This window comes from Streptomyces bungoensis (assembly GCF_001514215.1).
In the GTDB taxonomy this organism is placed as follows: Bacteria; Actinomycetota; Actinomycetes; order Streptomycetales; family Streptomycetaceae; genus Streptomyces; species Streptomyces bungoensis.
The window spans coordinates 2,712-5,788 of record NZ_KQ948892.1; the positions used below are offsets into that span (position 1 = coordinate 2,712).

Consider the following 3,077-nt stretch of genomic DNA (forward strand, 5'->3'; position numbering starts at 1 on the left):
AATGACACGACTTCGGCGGTACGCTTGAGCCCCGCTACATTGTCGGCGCGGAATCACTAGACCAGTGAGCTATTACGCACTCTTTCAAGGGTGGCTGCTTCTAAGCCAACCTCCTGGTTGTCTCTGCGACTCCACATCCTTTCCCACTTAGCGTACGCTTAGGGGCCTTAGTCGATGCTCTGGGCTGTTTCCCTCTCGACCATGGAGCTTATCCCCCACAGTCTCACTGCCGCGCTCTCACTTACCGGCATTCGGAGTTTGGCTAAGGTCAGTAACCCGGTAGGGCCCATCGCCTATCCAGTGCTCTACCTCCGGCAAGAAACACACGACGCTGCACCTAAATGCATTTCGGGGAGAACCAGCTATCACGGAGTTTGATTGGCCTTTCACCCCTAACCACAGGTCATCCCCCAGGTTTTCAACCCTGGTGGGTTCGGTCCTCCACGAAGTCTTACCTCCGCTTCAACCTGCCCATGGCTAGATCACTCCGCTTCGGGTCTTGAGCGTGCTACTGAGTCGCCCTATTCGGACTCGCTTTCGCTACGGCTTCCCCACCCGGGTTAACCTCGCAACACACCGCAAACTCGCAGGCTCATTCTTCAAAAGGCACGCAGTCACGAGGTAGGAACAAGTTCCTACCCGACGCTCCCACGGCTTGTAGGCACACGGTTTCAGGTACTATTTCACTCCGCTCCCGCGGTACTTTTCACCATTCCCTCACGGTACTATCCGCTATCGGTCACCAGGGAATATTTAGGCTTAGCGGGTGGTCCCGCCAGATTCACACGGGATTTCTCGGGCCCCGTGCTACTTGGGTGTCTCTCAAACGAGCCGCTGACGTTTCGACTACGGGGGTCTTACCCTCTACGCCGGACCTTTCGCATGTCCTTCGCCTACATCAACGGTTTCTGACTCGTCCTGCCGCCGGCAGACGACAGAAGAGAGATCCCACAACCCCGTATACGCAACCCCTGCCGGGTCTCACACGCATACGGTTTGGCCTCATCCGGTTTCGCTCGCCACTACTCCCGGAATCACGGTTGTTTTCTCTTCCTGCGGGTACTGAGATGTTTCACTTCCCCGCGTTCCCTCCACACTGCCTATGTGTTCAGCAGTGGGTGACAGCCCATGACGACTGCCGGGTTTCCCCATTCGGAAACCCCCGGATCAAAGCCTGGTTGACGACTCCCCGGGGACTATCGTGGCCTCCCACGTCCTTCATCGGTTCCTGGTGCCAAGGCATCCACCGTGCGCCCTTAAAAACTTGGCCACAGATGCTCGCGTCCACTGTGCAGTTCTCAAACAACGACCAGCCACCCATCACCCCGAACCAACAGGCTCGAGTTCACTGGGGCCGGCGACTGAGGAAGTTCATTCCCTCAGACACCCAACAGCGTGCCCGACCCGAACCCGTCCGAAGATCATGCGTTCCACACTCTTGCGAGCAGTACTGGCAGCCTCCGACCCGATGTCCCGGCCGAATAATCAACGTTCCACCCATGAGCAACCGTGCAAGACATTTGCTTGCAGTCGGCTATGTGCTCCTTAGAAAGGAGGTGATCCAGCCGCACCTTCCGGTACGGCTACCTTGTTACGACTTCGTCCCAATCGCTAGTCCCACCTTCGACAGCTCCCTCCCACAAGGGGTTGGGCCACCGGCTTCGGGTGTTACCAACTTTCGTGACGTGACGGGCGGTGTGTACAAGGCCCGGGAACGTATTCACCGCAGCAATGCTGATCTGCGATTACTAGCAACTCCGACTTCATGGGGTCGAGTTGCAGACCCCAATCCGAACTGAGACCGGCTTTTTGAGATTCGCTCCACCTCACGGTATCGCAGCTCATTGTACCGGCCATTGTAGCACGTGTGCAGCCCAAGACATAAGGGGCATGATGACTTGACGTCGTCCCCACCTTCCTCCGAGTTGACCCCGGCGGTCTCCTGTGAGTCCCCATCACCCCGAAGGGCATGCTGGCAACACAGGACAAGGGTTGCGCTCGTTGCGGGACTTAACCCAACATCTCACGACACGAGCTGACGACAGCCATGCACCACCTGTACACCGACCACAAGGGGGCGCCTGTCTCCAGACGTTTCCGGTGTATGTCAAGCCTTGGTAAGGTTCTTCGCGTTGCGTCGAATTAAGCCACATGCTCCGCTGCTTGTGCGGGCCCCCGTCAATTCCTTTGAGTTTTAGCCTTGCGGCCGTACTCCCCAGGCGGGGAACTTAATGCGTTAGCTGCGGCACCGACGACGTGGAATGTCGCCAACACCTAGTTCCCACCGTTTACGGCGTGGACTACCAGGGTATCTAATCCTGTTCGCTCCCCACGCTTTCGCTCCTCAGCGTCAGTAATGGCCCAGAGATCCGCCTTCGCCACCGGTGTTCCTCCTGATATCTGCGCATTTCACCGCTACACCAGGAATTCCGATCTCCCCTACCACACTCTAGCTAGCCCGTATCGAATGCAGACCCGGGGTTAAGCCCCGGGCTTTCACACCCGACGTGACAAGCCGCCTACGAGCTCTTTACGCCCAATAATTCCGGACAACGCTTGCGCCCTACGTATTACCGCGGCTGCTGGCACGTAGTTAGCCGGCGCTTCTTCTGCAGGTACCGTCACTTTCGCTTCTTCCCTGCTGAAAGAGGTTTACAACCCGAAGGCCGTCATCCCTCACGCGGCGTCGCTGCATCAGGCTTTCGCCCATTGTGCAATATTCCCCACTGCTGCCTCCCGTAGGAGTCTGGGCCGTGTCTCAGTCCCAGTGTGGCCGGTCGCCCTCTCAGGCCGGCTACCCGTCGTCGCCTTGGTGAGCCATTACCTCACCAACAAGCTGATAGGCCGCGGGCTCATCCTTCACCGCCGGAGCTTTCGACCCCCACAGATGCCTGCGGGAGTGATATCCGGTATTAGACCCCGTTTCCAGGGCTTGTCCCAGAGTGAAGGGCAGATTGCCCACGTGTTACTCACCCGTTCGCCACTAATCCCCACCGAAGTGGTTCATCGTTCGACTTGCATGTGTTAAGCACGCCGCCAGCGTTCGTCCTGAGCCAGGATCAAACTCTCCGTGAATG

The 3,077-nt window shown here is 57.9% G+C and carries 1 rRNA gene and 1 other annotated feature (1 of these 2 only partly in view); the gene reads right to left on the bottom strand.

Going from position 1 to position 3,077, the window contains the following annotated elements:
• Positions 1-1,270, bottom strand: a sequence feature (mutual gap in cmsearch alignment for this rRNA model is longer than 100) (it extends 2,689 nt beyond the left edge of the window).
• Between the two features lie 279 nt (positions 1,271-1,549).
• Positions 1,550-3,075: ribosomal RNA gene (locus AQJ66_RS36440) — 16S ribosomal RNA — on the bottom strand.
• Positions 3,076-3,077: the final 2 nt, after the last annotated feature.